This window comes from Micromonospora sp. 4G55, from assembly GCF_016803375.1.
Window position 1 is genome coordinate 16,376 of record NZ_JAEVHN010000010.1, and the last position, 19,032, is coordinate 35,407.

19 protein-coding genes and 2 pseudogenes are annotated in these 19,032 nt (G+C 72.5%); 12 read left to right on the forward strand and 9 right to left on the reverse strand.

Annotation, left to right across the window (positions count from 1 at the left end):
- Window positions 1–254 precede the first annotated feature (254 nt).
- Both JNW89_RS02100 and JNW89_RS37945 read right to left on the reverse strand, forming a co-directional pair.
- Window positions 255–3,047: a S8 family serine peptidase gene (locus JNW89_RS02100; protein ID WP_238447428.1), complete on the reverse strand. Its 2,793-nt coding sequence runs from the start codon at window positions 3,045–3,047 to the stop codon at window positions 255–257.
- Window positions 2,966–3,481, reverse strand: a complete 516-nt coding sequence (locus JNW89_RS37945; protein WP_238447429.1) for a hypothetical protein — start codon at window positions 3,479–3,481, stop codon at window positions 2,966–2,968. The genes JNW89_RS02100 and JNW89_RS37945 overlap by 82 nt, the downstream gene beginning before the upstream one ends.
- Before the next feature lie 182 nt (window positions 3,482–3,663).
- Between JNW89_RS37945 and JNW89_RS02110 the strand changes: the two genes are divergently transcribed.
- From JNW89_RS02110 to JNW89_RS02125, 4 genes are read left to right on the forward strand one after another with little or no spacing between them, the layout of a single operon-like run.
- Window positions 3,664–4,164, forward strand: coding sequence for a SigE family RNA polymerase sigma factor (locus JNW89_RS02110; protein ID WP_238447430.1), 501 nt, complete (start codon window positions 3,664–3,666; stop codon window positions 4,162–4,164).
- A complete protein-coding gene (locus tag JNW89_RS02115) occupies window positions 4,157–5,029 on the forward strand; it encodes a hypothetical protein (protein WP_238447431.1) in 873 nt (290 codons plus the stop codon). The genes JNW89_RS02110 and JNW89_RS02115 overlap by 8 nt, the downstream gene beginning before the upstream one ends.
- On the forward strand, window positions 5,026–5,187 hold the full coding sequence (locus JNW89_RS02120) for a hypothetical protein (protein WP_238447432.1): 162 nt from the start codon (window positions 5,026–5,028) through the stop codon (window positions 5,185–5,187). The genes JNW89_RS02115 and JNW89_RS02120 overlap by 4 nt, the downstream gene beginning before the upstream one ends.
- Window positions 5,184–6,692 carry a bifunctional 3-(3-hydroxy-phenyl)propionate/3-hydroxycinnamic acid hydroxylase gene (locus tag JNW89_RS02125; protein ID WP_238447433.1) on the forward strand — a complete coding sequence of 503 codons (1,509 nt, stop codon included), beginning with the start codon at window positions 5,184–5,186 and terminating at the stop codon, window positions 6,690–6,692. The genes JNW89_RS02120 and JNW89_RS02125 overlap by 4 nt, the downstream gene beginning before the upstream one ends.
- Window positions 6,693–6,803: 111 nt before the next feature.
- Here JNW89_RS02125 and JNW89_RS02130 read toward each other — a convergent pair whose 3' ends face one another.
- Window positions 6,804–7,526: a TioE family transcriptional regulator gene (locus JNW89_RS02130; protein WP_238447434.1), complete on the reverse strand. Its 723-nt coding sequence runs from the start codon at window positions 7,524–7,526 to the stop codon at window positions 6,804–6,806.
- A gap of 58 nt (window positions 7,527–7,584) precedes the next feature.
- Here JNW89_RS02130 and JNW89_RS02135 point away from each other — a divergent pair, with 58 nt between their 5' ends.
- Complete coding sequence (locus JNW89_RS02135; RefSeq protein ID WP_238447435.1) at window positions 7,585–8,781, forward strand: erythromycin esterase family protein; 1,197 nt, start codon at window positions 7,585–7,587, stop codon at window positions 8,779–8,781.
- Here JNW89_RS02135 and JNW89_RS02140 read toward each other — a convergent pair.
- Window positions 8,759–8,926, reverse strand: coding sequence for a hypothetical protein (locus JNW89_RS02140; protein WP_238447436.1), 168 nt, complete (start codon window positions 8,924–8,926; stop codon window positions 8,759–8,761). The two genes, JNW89_RS02135 and JNW89_RS02140, sit on opposite strands and share 23 nt — an antisense overlap.
- Window positions 8,927–9,193: 267 nt before the next feature.
- Here JNW89_RS02140 and JNW89_RS02145 point away from each other — a divergent pair, with 267 nt between their 5' ends.
- A complete protein-coding gene (locus tag JNW89_RS02145) occupies window positions 9,194–9,601 on the forward strand; it encodes a YciI family protein (RefSeq protein ID WP_238447437.1) in 408 nt (135 codons plus the stop codon).
- 8 nt (window positions 9,602–9,609) lie between these two features.
- Entirely contained in the window at window positions 9,610–10,755 is a 1,146-nt protein-coding gene (locus JNW89_RS02150) for an RNA polymerase sigma factor (RefSeq protein ID WP_238447447.1), read from the forward strand.
- Window positions 10,756–10,936: 181 nt separating this feature from the next.
- Here the strand turns inward: JNW89_RS02150 and JNW89_RS02155 are convergent, their stop codons facing one another.
- From JNW89_RS02155 to JNW89_RS02170, 4 genes and pseudogenes are all read right to left on the reverse strand, one after another.
- Complete coding sequence (locus tag JNW89_RS02155) at window positions 10,937–12,547, reverse strand: FAD-binding oxidoreductase (protein ID WP_238447438.1); 1,611 nt, start codon at window positions 12,545–12,547, stop codon at window positions 10,937–10,939.
- 209 nt (window positions 12,548–12,756) lie between these two features.
- Window positions 12,757–13,415: pseudogene (locus tag JNW89_RS02160) on the reverse strand (response regulator).
- A 74-nt stretch (window positions 13,416–13,489) separates the two neighbouring features.
- Window positions 13,490–13,813, reverse strand: coding sequence for a sensor histidine kinase (locus tag JNW89_RS02165; RefSeq protein ID WP_238447439.1), 324 nt, complete (start codon window positions 13,811–13,813; stop codon window positions 13,490–13,492).
- Window positions 13,810–14,619 (reverse strand): sensor histidine kinase, encoded by an 810-nt coding sequence (locus JNW89_RS02170; protein WP_238447440.1) that lies wholly within the window; start codon window positions 14,617–14,619, stop codon window positions 13,810–13,812. The genes JNW89_RS02165 and JNW89_RS02170 overlap by 4 nt, the downstream gene beginning before the upstream one ends.
- 299 nt (window positions 14,620–14,918) lie before the next feature.
- Here JNW89_RS02170 and JNW89_RS02175 point away from each other — a divergent pair.
- From JNW89_RS02175 to JNW89_RS02190, 4 genes and pseudogenes are all read left to right on the forward strand, one after another.
- Window positions 14,919–15,014, forward strand: a pseudogene (locus JNW89_RS02175) (carboxymuconolactone decarboxylase family protein); the annotation flags it as partial.
- A gap of 409 nt (window positions 15,015–15,423) precedes the next feature.
- Window positions 15,424–15,753, forward strand: a complete 330-nt coding sequence (locus JNW89_RS02180) for a hypothetical protein (protein WP_238447448.1) — start codon at window positions 15,424–15,426, stop codon at window positions 15,751–15,753.
- A gap of 9 nt (window positions 15,754–15,762) precedes the next feature.
- The gene (locus tag JNW89_RS02185) at window positions 15,763–16,215 is read left to right on the forward strand and encodes a DUF6220 domain-containing protein (protein ID WP_238447441.1); all 453 of its coding nucleotides are present in this window, start codon (window positions 15,763–15,765) and stop codon (window positions 16,213–16,215) included.
- A 231-nt stretch (window positions 16,216–16,446) separates the two neighbouring features.
- On the forward strand, window positions 16,447–17,949 hold the full coding sequence (locus JNW89_RS02190) for a multicopper oxidase family protein (protein ID WP_238447442.1): 1,503 nt from the start codon (window positions 16,447–16,449) through the stop codon (window positions 17,947–17,949).
- Window positions 17,950–18,170: 221 nt separating this feature from the next.
- Here JNW89_RS02190 and JNW89_RS02195 read toward each other — a convergent pair whose 3' ends face one another.
- On the reverse strand, window positions 18,171–18,533 hold the full coding sequence (locus tag JNW89_RS02195; RefSeq protein WP_238447443.1) for a nuclear transport factor 2 family protein: 363 nt from the start codon (window positions 18,531–18,533) through the stop codon (window positions 18,171–18,173).
- A 200-nt stretch (window positions 18,534–18,733) separates the two neighbouring features.
- Here JNW89_RS02195 and JNW89_RS02200 point away from each other — a divergent pair.
- Window positions 18,734–19,032: DUF664 domain-containing protein (locus JNW89_RS02200; protein WP_238447444.1), on the forward strand; the 299-nt coding region annotated here is incomplete at its 3' end.

Consider the following 19,032-nt stretch of genomic DNA (forward strand, 5'->3'; position numbering starts at 1 on the left):
AGCGAAGGCCGCCGCACTCGTCCTCCCCCCACCTGCGCCGCAGTCCGCTCCATTGCCGACCGTACCGTGGCGTGACCAGGCCGTCACTGCGCGATCTGGCGGCGGGGACCCGCACGACATGCGCTCGTCGCAGAGCTGCGGGTCCGACCGCGATGCGGCTGTCCCAGCAGTTCCACGGGACGGCGCGTGCGTGATCGGCGGACGCCACGGTCCGGGGCGGCGGCACGCAGCCGCCGCCCCGGACCCGCCGCGGGTCAGGCGATCCGGTAGGCCCGCTGGATCATCTGCGTCACCGTGTTGCCGGCGGTGTCGGTGGCCGCCACGCGCAGCGAGACGAAGCCTGGCCGCCGCGGGTGACTGATGAGGGCGACGTCGCGGAGCACCGGCAACGCGACCCACGTCCGCCCGTCGTCGAACGAGGCCGAGACGTCGAGCGTCCGGCCGGGCGCGGCCGCCGAGCCCGCCAGCCGGTCCAGCGCCACGGGTACGGCCATCGTCGTGCCGGCCCGTGCCGTGTTGGTGTCGTCGAGCGCGGGCATCAGCCGCGCCGTCGTCAGGGGCAGCCGCTCCGGCGTCGACGTGTGCGCCGAGGTGAAGGTCCAGGCCACCGAGACCGACGTCGACAGCGTGTCGGGCGTGCCGCGGGTGACGGTCGCCTCCAGGCGGTACGCGGCTCTGGCGGCGGGCACCGGGAACTCCGCGAACGGGCCGTCCGCAGTGCCGATCTCCGCACCGTCGCGCGACAACCGGAAGTGGACCTGCAGGTCGTCGCGGCTGGCCGGGCGGCCGGTCGCGTCGCCGAACAAAGCCGGCTGGACCGAGATGGTGTCGCCGTCGCGGCCGGCGTACGCCAGCGGCGCCGGCGCCGGGGCCCCGCCCACCGTGGGGCCGAAGGGTGCCGCGTTCCAGGTCTGGGTGTAGGTCCTGCCCGGCTGGAAGGTGTTCTCCTGGGTGGTCAGGTTGTCGCCCTCGACGAACGTGGACGTCCAGACGAGGCCGCCGTCGGTGTTGTAGTACTCGGTGGCGTGGAACGGCAGGTCGAACGAGACGCTCGAACCGATCGGGCCGGGGCCGCCCGACGACGCCGCATGGTGGAAGCGGACGGCGCTCGCGGTGGTGGACTGGCTCCGGTAGGTCGCCTTGACGGTGGCGAGATTTCCCGGCGACAGCTTCCTGGTCAGGCCGGTGAACATGTCGCCGGGACGGACGTACGCGAGGTCGTACGTGTAGGGGCTGTTCCGGAAGGTTCCGTCCGGGCCCGGGCGGGCCAGCCCGATGCCCAGCGTCGCGGTGAACTCGGGGGCGGCGACGGCGGGCCCGATCCGGCCGAAGAAGACCTCCGCGAAGGACACCCCGCTGAGCTGGACACCCGGGTAGCGGGAACCGTCGTCCCAGTTCGCGCTCACGTTGACCGCAAGCGGTGCGGCGTCCCGCTGGGGCACGGTCAGCGAGACCGGCCGGGCCGTGCGGGCGTCGAGCGCTTCGGTGATCGGGCCGCGTACGTCCAGGACCGGCTGCACCAGCAGGGTCGACACATCGCCCTCGTGGATGGTGCTGTACAGCGCATAGCGGCCCTTGGGCAACCGCAGGGTACCGCCGCCCGGTTGCCCGACGAGCTTGCTGAACTCGCCGGTGCTCAGGTTGGCCGCCACGGTCTCGTACTCCGTGGCCGGTCCGCCGTCGCGTCGGGTGTGGTCGAGCCGGACGTCGTAGCTCTCGATCTCCCGGTTGAGCGCGAACGGCGTCCGTACCCGCAGGTCCCCGCCGCCCGTCGCGATCAGCGCGCCCTGGTAGACGCCGTCGGGGGCGTCCCCCCGGGTGTCCACGGTGATCGTCGCCTCGGCGCGGCCGCCGGCCGGCACCACCAGGGTGGCCGGGCTGACGGTGATCATGCCGGCCGGCGCCGGAGTGACGGCCAGGAAGAGGGTGACCGGCGCGGTGCTGGTGTTGCGGTAGCCGAGGACGCGGGAGAACGGGGTGTCGTCGGCGTGGGGCCAGCGCTGGACCGGGAAGTCGATCGCGCCGATCTCGGCGGCGATCGGCTGGGCGACCGCCCGGCCGATGTCCACCCGGCCGGCGCCCAGCTCGTAGAGGGTGTTCTCGGCGGCCGGCTCGGTCGAGCCGAGCAGGGCGGCCTTGAGCTGCGGGCCGGACCAGTCCGGGTGCTGTCCGGCGAGAACGGCGGCCGAACCGGCCACGTGCGGGGTGGCCATCGACGTGCCCGACATGGTGGCGTAGCCGCCGCCTGGGGCGGCCGCCACGATGTCGACGCCCGGGGCGCTGATCTCGGGCTTGATGTGGTTGTCGCCGATCCGGGGACCCCGGCTCGAGAAGTACGCCCGCTGGTCGTCGGCGTCGACCGCGGCGACGGCGAGGGCGTCGTCCGCGGTGGCCGGCGAGGAGACCGACTTCGGCTTGCCCTCGTTGCCGGCGGCGATCACGAAGAGGGTGCCGTACCGGTGACTCAGATCCTGGACCGCGGTCTCCAGCGGGTCGAGACCCGGTGTGTCGGTACCGCCCACACTCAGGTTGACGACCCTGGCCTGCGGCGCGGCCCACTGCATCGCGGTGATGATGTCCGAGTCCTGGCACTCGTAGGTCGCGCAGACCTTGCCGACGACCAGCTTCGCGCCCGGGGCGACGCCGCGGTTCCGGCCGCCGGAGCCGGCGCCGCTGCCGATGATGGTCGAGGCGACGTGGGTGCCGTGGCCGACGGTGTCCCCGGGGTCGTTGCCGCCGGTGAAGTCCCGGACCTCGACGAGGTGTCCGGCGAAGTCCGGGTGGGCCGCGTCGATCCCGGTGTCCAGCACGCCGACCGTGACGCCGGTGCCGTCGAAGCCGGCGTCCCAGGCCGCCGGGGCACCGATGTGCGGCACGCTGCGCTCCAGGGAGATCCGGCGCTTGCCGTCCAGCCAGACGTGGGTGATCCCGGTGGCGAACGTGCGCTCCGACGACGTACCGCGGGTCAGCGACGCCCAGAGCGTGGCCCGGTCGGCCAGGTCCGCCCGGACGGCCAGCGCGTGGGCGGCGGGCAGGTCGGCCCGCACCCGCGCGCACCCGCGACCGCGGCGGACCGCGCCTGCGCCGCCATCTGCTCCGGGTACGCGACCAGCAGCGGCAGCTCGGCCCTGCGGTCGTCGTAGCCGAACTGGCCCAGCGCGGTGAGGTCGAACAGCCGGCGGTCGAGTCGCCCGGCGCGCAGCAGCGGCACCGCGTCCACCGGGACGACGTACCGGTGGCCGCCCTCCTGGCTGCTCACGAACCGCATGCCGGCCCGCCCCGGTCCCCGCTGGATGTCCGGACGGCCGTCGGCGTCCAGTGACACCCGGTCCCCGGTGATCAGCGTGAAGGCGCCGGGCGTGCCGGGGAGCCTGGCCTCGGGCCGCTCCTGCGCGTCCGCGGGGTGAGCCGTCAGGCCCACCGCGGCCAGCGCGGTCGCGAGCAGCCCGGCTGTCAGGGCCCGTCGTTGCCGTCGTCGCACATCGTCCTCTCCGCCACGGGTCTCTCCCGGGACGGCACGATGACGCCTGGCCCGACAGGCGGGTTGATCTTCCGGGGTGTGACGGCGGCCACAATCGTGACCCGCGCCGGCGCGTCCGGTTGCCCCGGCCATGTTGCATTCCGCGGTGACCGCGGGACGAGGCTTCGGGGGGCACCGATCAGATGCGTGACGCCGAGGAGTTCGACGCCTTCTACGCGGCCTGTGCGGGACGGGTGGTGGGACACGTCTATGCGCTGACCGGTAACCGCGGCGAGGCGGAGGACGCCGTCGCCGAGGCGTTCATGCGGGCCTGGCAGCGCTGGTCGACCGTGCGGGACGCGGACAGCCCGGAGGCGTGGGTCCGCCGGGTCGCCTCCCGGATCGCGGTGAGCAGCTGGCGCAAGACGATCAACCGGATCCGCGCGCACCACCGGGCCGCCGTCGACCAGAGCGTGCCCGCACTCAACGAGGACCACGTCGCCCTGCTGCAGGCGCTGCAGCGGCTGAGCGCCAACGAGCGCCGCGCCGTCGTGCTGCACCACCTGAACGATCTCAGCGTCGCCCAGGTGGCGGCCGAGATGCAGGCGCCCGTCGGGACCGTCAAGACGTACCTTGCCCGCGGCCGGAGAGCGATGGCCGGGCTGCTGACCGAGGCGCACCAGGAGGAGACCTCCCATGGCTGATCCGCACGACGCCCTCACCGCCATCGCCGACGAGGTCCGTCGGGTCACCACACTGCCCGCCGCGCAGACGTTGCGCCGCCGCAGCGACCAGCGCCGGCGACGGCAGGTGGCCGTCACCGGCGCGGGGCTGGCCGTGCTGGTCGTGACCGCCGGCGCCATCGTGCTGCCGGCGCGGGACCACGGGGACGGACCGGACCGGGGTGGCAGCCCAGCGGACGAGGTCCCGCCGTCGGTCGTCGCCTCCGTGACCGGCTCGGCAGGACCGCAGGAGATCCTCGGCGGCCGGCGGCAGGTCCTCATCGTGGTGCCCGGCATGGGTGGAGCCGCGCTGGCGATCGGCCGTGACGACGACCGGGTGCGGGCCACCACCGAGCGGGGCATCGACGACCGGGCGCTGTGGGTCCTGCACCCCGAGGGGGACAAATTCCGGATCATGCTGGCCACGCGCCCCGGAGCCAGCCAGCAGTGCATGACCGTCGTGCACGACGCCGCGCCGGGCAGCGTCCGCGGCCAGGTGTGCGACTCGGCCGCGCAGACCCAGCTCTTCAGGATCGAGCAGGTCGCCGGCGGGAGCTATTCGATCTTTCAGGGTCGGCGCTACGTCCAGGTGGTCGACGGTACGAATGCCCTGGTCCCCGACCTGCCGGAGGGCCTGACCACCACCTACGAGTTCGAGGACCGCGGTCCGCCGGGAGCGGTTAGACGACGGGTGCATCGGCTCCGCAAGCCGTCGGCACCTGCTGCGGCACCACCCGTCGAGCACCAGCTCCAAGCCCCCGTAGCCGGTGCACCCGCCGACCAGCCGGCCATCGGGGCCGTCCTGGGCCGTCATGCCATCGAATGGCGATTCATTGTTATGTCATGACGCTCGCTGCTGCCATCCTCGCGGTGCTGCTCGCCCTGATCTTCCTCGCCCTCGGCACGGCCAAGATCCTCATTCTGCCGCGCCTGCGTGAGGTGGCCACCGAGGCCGGTTTCTCCGTCGCCGGCTACCTCGCCCTCCACTCCGGATCGGCCCGATGAGGACGGTTCCCGTGGTGATCGTCGGCGCGGGCCCCACCGGGCTCACCGCCGCGACGCTGCTCGCCCAGTACGGCGTCGAGTGCCTGGTCCTCGAACGCTGGGAGTCGATCTATCCCCAGCCCCGCGCCGTCGCCCTCGACGACGAGGTCCACCGCATCCTGGCGCGGCTCGGGCTCCGGGACGAGTTCGCCGCGATCTCCCGGCCGCACCGGGGGCTGCGCCTCCTGGACCGGAACATGCGGGTGCTGGCCGAGTTCGGGCGCGACCCGGGGCCGGGCCGGCACGGCTACCCCCAGGCGAGCATGTTCGACCAACCGGAACTGGAGACGATCCTCCGCCGCAATCTCCAGCGGCACCGCACCGTCACCTTCCGCGGCAACGCCGAGGTCACCGCGCTGACCCAGGACGCTGGCGGGGTGCGGGTCGACGTCACCGACACCGCCACGGGAGAGCGCGAGAGCGTCCGGGCGGCGTACGTCCTGGGGTGCGACGGCGCGAACGGCCTGTCCAGGGCCGCGATCGGCGCCAGCATGCAGGACTTGGGCTTCACGCAACGCTGGCTCGTCATCGACGTGATGACGGAGGCCGACCTCGGCCAGTGGGAGGGCGTGCACCAGCTCTCCGACCCGGCCCGCGCCGGCACCTACATGCGGGTCGGGAAGACCCGCTACCGCTGGGAGTTCCAGCTGGCGCCCGGCGAGATCGCCGACGACTACCGCGACATGGCCCGGCTGCATCCGTTGATCTCGCGGTGGACCGGGGACACCCCCGCCGCGGAGCTGAAGGTCATCCGCGTCGCCGAGTACACCTTCCGCGCGCAGGTCGCCGACCGATGGCGCGACCGGCGGGTGTTCCTGCTCGGCGACGCCGCCCACCTCACCCCACCCTTCATCGGCCAGGGCATGTGTGCCGGGCTGCGCGACGCGATGAACCTGGCCTGGAAGGTCGCCGGCGTACTCGACGGGACCCTGGCGGAGACCGTGCTGGACACGTACGAGATCGAACGCACGCACCACGCCCGCGCCATGATCAAGCTGGCGAAGTTCATCGGTACGGCAATGACGGCCGGCGGCGAGTTCGGCAACGTCATCCGTCGCGCCGTGGCGCCGCGGCTGCACCTCGTACCGGGCCTCACGGACCTGGCGACGGACAGCCGGACACCCCCGCTGCACCGGTCCGACCTCGTGCTGCGGCGACGGCTTCGCCGCGGCCTCGCGGGCAGGCTGTGCCCAAACGCGATCATCGACGGCCAACGACGTTTCGACGACCTGGCCGCTGGCCGGTTCGCGATCGTGACGTCCATCGAACCGTCCGCCGCACAACGGGCCGACATCGAACGGCGCGGAGCAGTCCTGATCGTTGCCCACCCGGGCAGCGAACTGCACCGGTGGTTGGGGACAGGCGCTGCTCGCGCAGCCGTCGTCCGCCCCGACGGCGCCGTTCTCCATGCCAGCCGCCGACTGCTTCCCCAGACGATCGATGCTGTCCGCCCGGGTGGCGGGTGACCGAGGCCGCCGTCGCTGTTGCTGTTCAGAGTCGGCCGTGAGCCATCCCGCCGCTCGGACGGCAGTCCGTCACCAGGACACCCCGGAGCTTCGCGGCCAGCAGGCCGCTCGTCACCCGGGCGGAGCGGGGCGGCGGTCGAGGTAGCCGTCCAGTGCGGCGGCGCCGGCGAGCATGGCGCGGCTCCTGGCCGTGAGGCGGGCGCGCCAGTCGCGCAGCATCGACTCCAGCGGTGCGACGCCTCCGGCGGAGCGGACCTGGGCGATCAGCGGGGCGATCTGCTCCAGCAGGTAGCCACCCCGTCTGAGCTGGTGGGCCAGCAGGGCGTCGCGGACGTCCGCCTCGCTGTAGACCCGGTAGCCCGTCCGCGGGTCGCGGCGCGGCTGGACCAGGCCGGCGCGTTCCCATTTGCGTAGGGTGGCCGGTCGGATGCCGAGCCGCCGCGACAGCGGGCCGACGAAGGTGTCACCGCGCTCCCGCGGTACCGGATCGAGGTCGCGAAGCGCGGCTTCGACGGCCTGGAGGGTGCGGCGGTCGTCGAGCAGCTGGGCGTGGCTCTCGTCGATGAGCCGGAGCGCGTCCTCGGTCGCGTCCCGGTTGACCGCCTGCATGATCGACGTGGCCGTCTGGTGGCCGTGTCCGGGCAGGAGCGCGAGAAACGTGCGGAGGGCCTGTGCGTGCAGCGGCGTGTAGGTGCGGTATCCGTGCGGGGTGCGTTCGGCGCCCGGAAGGATGCCGGCCGCCTCGTAGTTCCTGATCGCCTGTGTGGACAGACCGTTCCCGCGCGCGAGGTCGACCGGCCTGAGCCGTCCACCGTCTTGAAGGTTTCGCCCCACTGTCCTGCCAACATCGCGGAGAAGTTTCAACCGAAGGTTCAACGATACCGTTGAGGGCATGATTGCTGGTACCAAGGACACCGCCCACGCTGTCGAGGCCGCGACCGTCATGCGGCTGCTCCCGACCCGGCCGCGGCTGCTCGCCCTGGGCGAGCCCACCCACGGCGAGGACGTTCTGCTCGAGGTACGGAACGAGATCTTCCGGCAACTCGTCGAGCAGGAGGGCTACCGGACGATCGCCATCGAGAGCGACTGCATGATGGGCCTGGTGGTGGACGACCACGTCACCTCGGGCACCGGCATCCTCGACGAGGTCATGGAGCGCGGCTTCAGCCACGAGTGGGGCGCCTTCGCGGGCAACCGCGAGCTGGTGCGCTGGATGCGCGCGTACAACGACGGCCGGCCCGTCTCACAGCAGCTCCGCTTCGCCGGTGTCGACGGCCCGCTGGAGATCACCGGTGCCGCGAGCCCGCGCCAGGCCCTCACCGCACTCCACGCCTACCTCACCGCCTGCGTCGACGCCGACCTGCTTCCCTGCACCGCGGAAACGCTCGACCGCCTGCTCGGCGCCGACGACCGGTGGACCAATCCCGCCGCGATGATGGACCCGTCCCAGTCCGTGGGGCGGACGCCCGAGGCCAACCAGCTGCGGCTGCTCGCCGATGATCTGGTGGCCCTGCTCGACGCGCAGACGCCACACCTGATCGCGGCGTCCTCACCGGAGGACTGGCACCGGGCACGCCTGTACGGGCGTACCGCCACCGGGCTGCTGCGCTACCACTTCTGGATGGCCGATACGTCACCGGGCCGCCTGGCGCGCCTGGTGGGCCTGCGGGATTCGATGATGGCCGGCAACCTGCTCGCCCTCGCCGAACGGGGCCCGACGCTCGTGAACGCCCACAACGGCCATCTGCAGCGGGACAAGAGCACGATGCGGATGGGCGACCTGCCGCTGGAATGGTGGAGCGCCGGGGCGATCGTCAGCGCCCACCTGGGCGCGGGATACGCCTTCCTCGCCACCGCCCTCGGCACGATCCGCCACCAGGGGGTGGACGCCCCGCCTCCGGACACCATCGAGGGGCTGCTGTACGCGCTCCCGGAGGAGCGTTACCTCGTCGACGCCCGCCGACTGGCCACCGCCCTCGCCAACGTGACGCCCCGGGTGTCCCCCTGGTTCGGTTACTCCCCGCTTGATCCGGCCCACCTGGCCAACACCGACGGGATCGTGTTCGTCAAGGATGCCCGACGGAGCTGATCGGCCGGCCCCGGCGGCGCCTCCGCTCGATGCCTTCCTGCACCTCGGGATCCCAGAGGGAAGCGTTCCAGTCCTCGGGCTGCGGCTCCGCATCGTCAGCCGAAGCGGACTGCCGGATCAGCGCACCGATGGCGAGCAGGATCACGCCGGCCGCCCGTGCGACATGAAATGCCGCCGGGGTCTTCGGAGCGGGTAAGTGGAACAGCGAAGATCGGACTTGCCCCTCATGTGTCCGCCACGTGCCGTTGCTACGGCAGCCGAGGGCCAACGGCTGTCGACGACCACGAGACGGTTCACCCAGGCTTCATGAACGAGAGCAAAATTTTCCGACGGCCATGTCGAGAACTGGTGACCGGCTCCGTCCCCGCGGTGAAGTGACCCAGATGGGTCGCACCAGCAGAGGAGAATCACGATGGCGAAGTACCTGCTGCTCAAGCACTACCGCGGCGCTCCGGCTCCGGTCAACGACGTGCCCATGGACCAGTGGACGCCGGAGGAGATTTCGGCGCACATGCAGTACATGCACGACTTCGCGGCCCGGCTCGAGGGGACCGGCGAGTTCGTCGACGGTCAGGCGCTCGCCCCCGAGGGGACGTTCGTCCGGTACGACGGCGAGGGGCGCCCGCCGGTCACCGACGGCCCGTTCGCCGAGACCAAGGACCTCATCGCCGGCTGGATGGTGATCGACGTCGACAGCTACGAGCGCGCCGTCGAGCTGGCCGGGGAGCTGTCGGCCGCCCCCGGGGCGGGCGGGAAGCCGATCCACGAGTGGCTCGAGCTGCGCCCGTTCCTGACCGAGCCGCCCACCGTCACGGAGTGACCTCTCAGCTGAACGAGGCCCTGCTCCGGAGCCTCGTGCCGAGCGTGCTCGGGATCCTCGTCCGCCGCGGAGCCGACTTCGCGGCGGGCGAGGACGCCGTGCAGGACGCGCTGGTCGAGGCGGTCCGCGTCTGGCCGGCCGACCCGCCGCGCGACCCGAAGGGCTGGCTGGTCACCGTGGCCTGGCGCAAGTTCCTCGACGCGACCCGCGCCGACACCGCCCGCCGCCGGCGTGAGGACCTCGTCGACGAGGAGCCGGCGCCCGAGCCCGCCCCCGCGGTGGACGACACGCTCCAGCTCTACTTCCTGTGCGCCCACCCGTCGCTGACGCCGTCGTCCGCGGTCGCGCTCACGCTGCGCGCCGTCGGCGGGCTGACCACCCGCCAGATCGCCCACGCCTACCTGGTGCCCGAGGCGACCATGGCGCAGCGCATCAGCCGGGCCAAGCGCAGCGTCTCCGGCGTGCGGTTCGACCAGCCCGGCGACGTCGCCACCGTGCTGCGCGTCCTCTACCTGGTCTTCAACGAGGGCTACTCCGGCGACGTCGACCTCGCCGCCGAGGCCATCCGACTCACCCGGCAACTCGCGGCCGCGATCGACCACCCCGAGGTGGCGGGGCTGCTCGCCCTCATGCTGCTGCACCACGCCCGGCGCGCCGCCCGGACCGCGCCCGACGGCAGCCTGGTGCCCCTCGCCGAGCAGGACCGCAGCCGATGGGACACCACGTCGATCGCCGAGGGCGTCGAGATCCTGCAGGCGGCCCTCGCCCGCGACCGGCTGGGCGAGTTCCAGGCCCAGGCCGCCATCGCGGCACTGCACGCTGACGCGCCCACCGCCGAGGAGACCGACTGGGTGCAGATCGTCGAGTGGTACGACGAGCTCGCGCGTCTGACCGACAGCCCGGTGGTCCGACTCAACCGCGCGGTGGCCGTCGGCGAGGCCGACGGACCGCGCGCCGGCCTGGCGGCGCTCGCGCCGCTGGACGACTCACTGCCCCGCCACGCGGCGGTGGCGGCGTACCTCCACGAGCGCGACGGCGACCTGTCGACGGCGGCACGGCTGTACGCCGAGGCGGCCCGCAAGGCCCCCAACCTCGCCGAGCGCGACCACCTGACGCGCCAGGCCGCCCGGCTCAACGCCCGCCGGTGTCGCTGATGGGTCGCGGCACGGGGAGCCTGCCTTCCCCGGCACCACCGTAAGCGAGTGTGGTGACCGTCAGGCGATTTCCCGGCGGCTCCAGTCACCGGCCTCCCGGCCCCGGTACGGCTCGGGGCGGATGCGGCCACCCCGCCGGCGAAGGTTTGCCGGGAAGTCAGGCATCGCGGACCGGCCCACGTCAGCCGGCGGGATCGACGAGGACGCCGGGGTTGAGGATCCAGGACGGGTCGAGCGCGCTCTTGGCGGCGCGCATGGCGAGCGCGACCGGGTCCGGACGCTGCTGGTCGTACCACGGTCGGTGGTCGCGGCCGACGGCGTGGTGGTGGGTGATGGTGCCGCCGGCGGCGAGCAGCGCGTCGGAGACGGCATGCTTGATCTGGTCCCACTGGTCGACGGTGGCGCCCCAGCGGCCGGTGGCGTACACGCCGAAGTAGGGGGCGGGGCCGTCCGGGTAGACATGGGTGAAGCGGCAGGTGATCGCACCGGTCGCGTTGACGGCATGGAGCGCGTCGCCGGCCGCGTCGAGCACGGCGGCGCGTAAGGCGGGGAATCGGTCCCAGGTGCAGGCGGTCTCGAACGTCTCCACGATCATCGACCGGGCGGCGAGTGCGTCGCGCTGGTACGGCATCCGCAGGAACGCTGACCGCCAGGCGTCGGCGGCGGTCAGCTGCCGTGGGCCGGACGAGTCGTCGCCGCGGGCCGGCTCCGGCAGGGTGCCCCCGTGGTCGCGGCACAGCTCGACGGCGCGGTCCAGCCACGGGGTGACCGGATGGTCGGCGGACTCGAATCCCAGGACGAGCACGCCGCCGGTGGTGGCGACACCGGCGTTGAGGAGCGCCTCGGCGGGGTCGAGCAGCCGGCAGTTGCTCGGGTGCAGCGCGGACTGGGCGATGGCCCGGGTGGCGTCGACCGCCAGGTCGTAGTCGGTGAAGTGCACCGAGGCGCCCGCCCGCCAGCGCGGCCGGTCCTGGAGCCGCATCCATGCCTCGGTGATGACGCCGAGCACGCCCTCCGAGCCGAGGAACAGCCGATCCGGGGATGGCCCGGCGCCGGAGCCGGGCAGCCGGCGCGACTGGCTGGTGCCCGCCGGGGTGACCACTCGCAACGACTCCACCAGGTCGTCGATGTGAGTCAGGACGGTGGCGTAGTGACCGCCGGCGCGGGTGGCCAGCCAGCCGCCCAGGGTGGAGAACTCGAACGACTGCGGGAAGTGCCGCAGCGTGAGGTCATGCGGCCGGAGCTGGTCCTCCAGCGCCGGGCCGAACACGCCGGCCTGGATACGGGCCGCCCGGCTGGTCGGGTCCACCTCCAGCACCCGGTCGAGACGCCCGAGGTCGAGACTGACCGCCGCGGGATACGCGTCGTCCAGCCGCGGCTCCACGCCGCCGACCACTGACGAGCCGCCACCGTAGGGGATCACCGCGATGTCCCGGCCCGCGCACCAGTCCAACACGTCGACGACGTCCTGCTCGGTCGCCGGCCGGACCACCAGGTCCGGCGGGTCGTGAACCTCCCCGTGCAGGTTGCGGACGACGTCCCGGAACGCCTTGCCGTGGGTGTGCGCCGCCCGGTCGGCCGGGTCCGTCGAGCACAGCCGGGCGAGTGACGCCGGCGGATCGACCCGCGGCGGGCGCAGGTCGAGTTCGGCCACCGGCGGCGCGACGTGCTCGGTCAGGTCGGCGTCGGGCAGCAGGGTACGCACCCGGTCGGTCAACGCCGTGGCCTCCGCGCCGGTCACCGCGTCCTCGACGTGCCCCCAGCCCCACCACGAGCGGTGTTTCCCGGCCATGCGACCTCCCCGCCGTCCACGATCGCCACATCTACTCGCCGGTAACGTACTCGACGGCCGGCACCCCGTCGATGCCGTCGTGGTTGGCGTGGACTGCCTGCGCCGCGAACCGGTATGGGGCCGGCCTTCCCCGACCGTCACCGCCCAGCGCAATACACCGTGGCGATCCGTGCGAGGTCGTCGGCGGAGGCCCTTGCAGCGGCAGCCGATCAACGGCGGCGTGGCGTGACCAGCCCCGACTCGTACGCCCACACGACCAACTGGGCACGGTCGCGGCAGTACAGCTTCGCCATCGCCCGATTGACGTGTGTCTTGGCGGTCAACGGACTGATCACCATGCGCACGGCGATCTCGTGGTTGCTCAGCCCTCGGGCGACGAGCTCGACGATCTCCTGTTCGCGGGCGGTCAGCACGTCGCGCCCGGCCGCCGGCTCGGCCGGCGGGCCGGCCACGAACTCGCTGATGAGCGTACGTGTGACGGCCGGGGCGAGTAGCGCGTCGCCGCGCGCCACGACGGCGACGGCCTGTAGCAGGTCGGCGGGGTCGGCGTCCTTGAGGAGGAAGCCGCTGGCGCCCGCGCGGAGTGCGGCGAAGACGTAGGAGTCGAGCCCGTAGTTGGTGAGGATGAGGACGCGGACCGCGGCGAGGTCGGGATCAGCGGCGATGCGCCGGGTGGCTTCGATGCCGTCGAGCCCTGGCATCTGCACGTCCATCAGCACGACGTCCGGCCGCAGTCGTCGGGACAGCTCGACGGCCGATGCGCCGTCGGCGGCCTCGCGACGATCTCCAGGTCGTCCTCGGCGTCGAGCAGTGCCCGGAATCCGGCTCGCATCAGAGCCTGATCGTCGGCGAGCAGGACCCGGATCATGCCGCTCTCCCTCCGGTCGGAGCCGCCACGATCCGTGGTGGACTGAACTGGTCGGACCTCGCGCAAGGGCCCGGTCATGCTGGACCGTCCAGCGGGAACGTGGCCCGTACCACGAAACCGCCGTCGCCACGGGCGGCGGCACGCAGTGTGCCGCCCAGTCCGGTTACCCGTTCCCGCATTCCGCGCAGGCCCACACCCGGTGTCGCCGGCCGGACCGGCGACGCCTGGCCGTCGTCGGTCACCGAGACGGTCAACTGTGCAGGGGCGTACTCGACGTGGATCTGCGCGGTGGCGGGGCCGGCGTGGCGGGCGACGTTGGTCAGGGCCTCCTGGACGACGCGGTACCCGGCCTGGTCGACCTCGGCGGGCAGGTCGCGGGGCTGACCGCTGACGGTCACGTGCACCGGTACGCCGGCGCCCGGGTCCGCTCGGCAAGCTCGCCCACCCGGGCCAGCCCGACGCAGTCTGCGTCGGTGGGTGAGCGCAGGACGTCCAGCGTCGTGCGCAGTTCCCGCATCGCGGCACTGCTGGCCTCCTGGATCGCCAGCAGCGTGGCCGACGGTTCCTCGCCGTGTTTGCGGGCCAGGTGCACGGCGATCCCGGCCTGCACCTTGATCACGGAGATGCTGTGGGTCAGCGAGTCGTGCAGGTCGCGGGCGATGCGCAGACGCTCCTCCCCAGCGCGCCGCAACGCCATCTCCTCACGGGTGCGTTCGGCCTCGATCGCCCGCTGCTCGACCTGTTCCAGGTACGCGCGGCGCTGCCGTGCGACGAGCCCGGCGACGTTGGCCGCCAGAAACCAGCCCAGCAGCAGGGCGGTCCGCTCGGTGATCTGCTGGCCGGGCCGGTCGGCGGGCGCGACCGAGACGTCGCGGGCGAGAAAGCCGCCGAGGAAGAAGAGGCTGGCCAGGGCTGCGGGCAATCGGTGCCCTCGCCAGGCGGCGATGTAGACCGTGCCGAGGACGGCGAACGCGGCGGACACCCCGGCGTGTACTCGGACGTGGAGGGCCAGCATGGCGGCTGTCACCACGCACAACGCCACGACCGGGTACCGCCGGCACACCGCCAGGGCTGCCGCCATGACCAGGACCAGGGCGACGTCGACCACCCGGACCGTTGCGGCGTCCGGCGCGAGCGCGGCGTTGCCGAGCAGGAGGGTGCCGAGGGCGAGGCCGCTGAGGGCGTACGGCAGGTCGCGGCGCATGGTCGAACTGTAGAACGGGCCGTCAGCAGGAAGCGTCCGGCGCCTGCGGTAGAAGGGCGTACCGCGGACGCGGTATCGGCGGCCGGGCAAGTGCCTGCGGCGGCACGACGCCTTCCCGGACAGCTGAGGCAAGCATCAAGCCCATGACATACCGCTTCTTCACCCCCGCTCCCGCGAAAACCGCGACCGGACTGACCGGAGAGGTCTACCGGCAGTTGTGGGACGACTTCCTCGGGCCGGTGCCCACCTTCCAGGCGCTCTCGGCCGTGCCGGAGGTGCTGGCCGCGACCTGGGCGCTGATGCGCGAGGCACTGCTCGCAGGGGACGCGTCCCGGGTCGACCGCGAACTCGTCGCGTCGGTGGTGTCCCGGGCCAACCGCTGCCGGTTCTGCGTCGACGCCCACGTGATGCTGCTGCACGCGCTGGGCGAGCACGAGCTGGCCGAGGTCGTCGCCCGGGGCGGGACGCCACCGGAGCCGAGGCACGCCAAGCTCGCCGGCTGGGCGGAGGCCAGCCGTAGCCCCAGAGCCGCCGGCTGGACCAGCCCGTACGGCCCTGAGGTCACCGGCACCCTGCTCGCCTTCCACTTCATCAACCGGATCGTCTCGGCGCTGCTCGACCCGGATCTGCTGCCCGGCGGTCTGCAACGCTCCCCGCTGGTGCGGTCTGTGGCGGGCCGGCTCTACGCCAAGACGGCCCGGGAGCCGAAGGAGCCCGGCCGCAGCCTCCCACTGCTCGACGCCGACCCGACCTCGCCGCCGGCCTGGGCGGGGGGGCAGCCCGGTCGGCGTCGCGTACGCGTCGTTGCAGAAAGCCGCCATCCAGGGCGGAAACCTGCTGGGCGACGTGGCACGCCAGACCGTCACGGCCACCGTGCGCTGGGAGGACGGGCGGTTCCCGGCCCGGCCCGCAGACTGGGCCGTCGATCTGGTCCGGGACGTGCCCGGCACGGACCGCATCGGGACGCGGATCGCGTTGCTGGCGGCGTTCGCGCCCAGCGCGATCAGCGCGGGCGACGTCGCACTCTGGCGGCTCTCCCATCCGGGCGACGCCGACCTCGTGCGGCTGGTCGCGTACGGGGCGATCACGGCCACCGATCACGTCGCCCGGGCACTGACCTCGGCTCAGGTCTAGGAGGCCACCATGCGCAGAGCATTCGTCATCGTCAGCCTTCTGTCGCTCGCCGCGTTCGCCCTGCAGTTCGTCTTCGCCGCCGTGGGCGCGTTCACGAAACCCGCGGGTGAGGGCGCATATGCCCTGCACAGCGTCACCGGGATGGCGGTCATCCCCGTTCTCACCCTGCTCACCACCCTGTTCGCCGCGCTGGCGAAGGCGCCGGGGCGGATCATCGGGCTGGCGATCCTGCCGCTCGGCCTCGTCGTCGTGCAGTCCCTCATTGCCATGCTGGCGAACGCGTCCACCGACGCCGCCGGCGTCAGCACCCCGCTCGGCCTGACCATCGCCGGGCTGCACGCGGTCAACGGGATCGTCGCGGTGCACGTCGTGGTCGGCGTCCACCGGGCAGCGCGGAAGCTCGCCGAGCCGCCGCCGGCCGACGCGACCCCGGTGGCCGTCCGGGAAGGGGAGCCGGCATGACCACCGGCTCGCTGCTCGCGGCCGACCTCGTGATCGCGGTCCTCGCGGCCGCTGGATGGCTGGGCGGCGGCGCCGCGTCGGCGCCGGCGCCGCCCGCTCGCGCTTGGACTGGCCGCCTTCGCGCTGCTCGCCACGCTCGCCCGCGCGATCACAGTCACCGCACTCGCTCGCGCCGGCTGGTGGTTCGCGGCGGAGAAGGTCCTCATCGCCGCCCCACTGTCGCTTGCGGCGGTGGTCGCCGCCGGGCCGCGGCTGCTGCGGGCCCCGGGCGACATCCGCTCCGTCGCGGTCCCGCTTCTCTTCGCCGGGTACGCCCAGAGCGGCGCCCTGCTCGTGACGATCCTGCACGGCTATCCGGCGTCGGCGGGCGCGGGACTGCTCGCGGTCGCCGGGATCCTCGCGGCGACCACGGTCTCGTGGCGCGTCCTCGGCGCACGGCCGTCCCGGACGGTGTCCCGGGCGGCCCTCGTGGTGGCGGTCGCGGCGCTGGTGACCGGAACCGGGCTGGCCGTCGCCCCGGACGCCGCGTCCGGCGTACCACATGATCACGGACATCGGGTTGCGCGGACCGCCGGCGAACCGACCAGGCGGTTCACCCTGACGGCCGGGACCGCCACCGTGAGCGTGAGTGGCCGTGAGGTCGCGGCGTGGGCCTTCAACGCGCAGGTTCCGGGGCCGGAGCTGACCGCCACCGTCGGCGACGTCGTTGAGGTGACGCTGCGCAACCGGGACATCGGGCGGGGCGTCACGCTGCACTGGCACGGGTACGACGTGCCGAACAGTCAGGACGGGGTGCCCGGCGTGACGCAGGCGGCGGTGCTGCCCGGACAGGAGTTCGTCTACCGGTTCCGCGCCGACCAGGTCGGGACGTACTGGTACCACACGCATTCGGTCTCCGACCTCGGCGTCCGGATGGGTCTCTACGGTGTCCTGGTGGTGCGCCCGGCGCCGGGGACCGGCGTCGACATCACCGTTCCGGTGCACACCCTCTCCGGCCTGCCGCTGCCTGCACCGAGGATGGAGCCGGTCGAGGCGGGGGTGCCGGTGCGGCTGCGGCTGATCAACACCGACAGCACGACGCACCGGTACGCCCTGGCCGGGACCCCGTTCCGGGTCGCCGCGATCGACGGATCCGACCTGCAGAGCCCGACGTCGCTCGTGGACACCGCCGTGCTGATCCCGGCCGGGGGACGCTACGACCTGGTGTTCACCGCGCCCGCCACGCCGGTGGCCCTGTTCGTCGACGGACGCGCGGTCTACTCGACCGGACCGGTCTCAGCGGCGACCGCCGCGTGGCCGGTACTCGATCCGCTCACCTACGGCGTCACCTCTCCGGTGCCGTGGTCCCGGATCGACAAGGAATTCACCCTCGTTCTCGACCGCGGCCTGGACCTGCACGGACTGCTTCCGCGGTACGCCCACACCGTCAACGGCGCGGCCGACCCGGACATCCCGCCGCAGGTTGTACGCCTCGACGACATCGTCAAGTTCACGATCGTGAACCGGTCCCAGGTCGTGCACCCGTGGCACCTGCACGGGCATCACGTCCTGGTGTTGGCTCGCAACGGAGCAGCGGCGACCGGGAGTCTGCTGTGGCTGGACTCCTTCGACGTGCGCCCCGGCGACGTCTGGGAGGTGGCGTTCCGGGCCGACAACCCCGGAACATGGGCTAACCACTGCCACAACCTGGCGCACGCCGACGCCGGGATGACGCTGCACCTGATGTACTCGTGATCCTCCGGCTTTGGAGCAGGTTGAGATGTCCACGCTCGGAATTCCGTGGCGTGAACTGTCGCCGGAACAACTCCGCCTCATCGCCGACACGCTCCAGTCCTCAGGGAACGCCAAGCACCGGTAGCACCGCAGCGCACTGCTTACGTGCTCCGAACGCTGGGGCGGGTCGAAGGTTGCGGCCGCTCGATGCACGAGTTGCGGCATGAGCGTGCACCGCGCCGTCACTCGCCGCCAAAGGAGCTGAACTGGATGCCGGCCAGCCGCCAGCCGCCGGGGAGCTCGACCCAGGTCTGGCTGACGCGGACGGTCAACGCCATCTCCTGCCCGCGCCAGGCCGATCGGCTGCGTTGGATGCACCGGACGATGGCCGCGTGACCGTAGAAACACACCTCGATCTCGCTGCTCGCCAAGCTTGTGTAGGCGAACTCGGCGAACTTGCCGACCCACTGGGCTTTGTTCAGCACGTGGCCCTGCTCACCAATGGATCGGAAGTCGTCGGCCAGCAACGCGTTCAGCGCGTCGGTGTCCGCGTGTAGCTCAGCCTCGTCGAAGGCCAGCTGGAGTTCATGGATGGCGGAGATCACGAGCAGATCTTCCCCGACCGTGCGTCCCGGTGGAAGGCAGCCGTGGAGGATCGATCAACCCGCGCGATCCGGCACGCCGCGAGTATCCGCACATCGGCAGTTCAGGATGTCGGCAGGCCCGCAGGCCGACCACCCAGCCGGTGCTGATCTTGCAGGCGACACCTCGCACGCTGGCTCGGCCATGAGGAAGACTGGCAGGCATGGCTGATCTGGACGACCCGAAGGCTGCGTTGCACCACTACCTCCAAGCGACTCGCGATGACCTGATCTGGAAGCTCGACGGGCTGAGCGAACGCGAGGCCAGACTGCCCCGCACCGCGACCGGCAACAACCTGCTGGGAGTACTCAAGCACTGCCTCAACGTCGAAGCCGGCTACTTCGGGCCCACCTTCGGGCGCGAATTCCCGACGCCTGAGGAGCTGGTCCCCATGCAGGCGTTCGAGGAGGACCCGCAGGCAGACTGGTACGCGCGCGAGGACGAGACGAAGGATGGGCTGAT

Bases quoted from the DNA above. Each gene is read 5' to 3' on its own strand.
- JNW89_RS02120 (WP_238447432.1), top strand. From the start codon at position 5,026: ATGACGCTCGCTGCTGCCATCCTCGCGGTGCTGCTCGCCCTGATCTTC.
- JNW89_RS02115 (WP_238447431.1), top strand. From the start codon at position 4,157: ATGGCTGATCCGCACGACGCCCTCACCGCCATCGCCGACGAGGTCCGT.
- JNW89_RS02185 (WP_238447441.1), top strand. From the start codon at position 15,763: ATGCGCAGAGCATTCGTCATCGTCAGCCTTCTGTCGCTCGCCGCGTTC.
- JNW89_RS02110 (WP_238447430.1), top strand. From the start codon at position 3,664: ATGCGTGACGCCGAGGAGTTCGACGCCTTCTACGCGGCCTGTGCGGGA.
- JNW89_RS02135 (WP_238447435.1), top strand. From the start codon at position 7,585: ATGATTGCTGGTACCAAGGACACCGCCCACGCTGTCGAGGCCGCGACC.
- JNW89_RS02155 (WP_238447438.1), bottom strand. From the start codon at position 12,547: ATGGCCGGGAAACACCGCTCGTGGTGGGGCTGGGGGCACGTCGAGGAC.
- JNW89_RS02170 (WP_238447440.1), bottom strand. From the start codon at position 14,619: ATGCGCCGCGACCTGCCGTACGCCCTCAGCGGCCTCGCCCTCGGCACC.
- JNW89_RS02125 (WP_238447433.1), top strand. From the start codon at position 5,184: ATGAGGACGGTTCCCGTGGTGATCGTCGGCGCGGGCCCCACCGGGCTC.
- JNW89_RS02145 (WP_238447437.1), top strand. From the start codon at position 9,194: ATGGCGAAGTACCTGCTGCTCAAGCACTACCGCGGCGCTCCGGCTCCG.